Source organism: Gemmiger formicilis (assembly GCF_016901605.1).
In the GTDB taxonomy this organism is placed as follows: Bacteria; Bacillota; Clostridia; order Oscillospirales; family Ruminococcaceae; genus Gemmiger; species Gemmiger formicilis_B.
Genome location: NZ_JACJKP010000830.1, coordinates 1 through 220, shown reverse-complemented (window position 1 = coordinate 220; position 220 = coordinate 1). Strand labels below are relative to the sequence as shown.

2 pseudogenes are annotated in these 220 nt (G+C 50.0%); one reads left to right on the top strand and one right to left on the bottom strand.

From position 1 onward, the window contains the following. Nucleotides 1-21 precede the first annotated feature (21 nt). Nucleotides 22-114, bottom strand: a pseudogene (locus H6B10_RS19160) (ParA family protein); the annotation flags it as partial. Here H6B10_RS19160 and H6B10_RS19155 point away from each other — a divergent pair. Beyond that, a pseudogene (locus H6B10_RS19155) lies at nucleotides 106-220 on the top strand (ParA family protein); the annotation flags it as partial. The pseudogenes H6B10_RS19160 and H6B10_RS19155 sit on opposite strands and share 9 nt — an antisense overlap.

Here is a 220-nt window from a genome sequence, read left to right as displayed (position 1 = left end):
CTTTCTTCGGTGGAAAACAAGTCATCGTATGGAGCAAGCTCTACTTTTTTCGCGCTGCTTTTCAAGTTTCATCACCTCCTGGGTCAGATTCTTGTAACCCTCGGCCACTTTGCCAAGGAGATTGCGGCTCTGCTGCGAGAAACCTACGGCAGCAAAATCAAAGTGTTCGGAACTGAGATTCCCCATTCCGTCCGGGCAAAGAAAATCAGTGCCGAGGGCA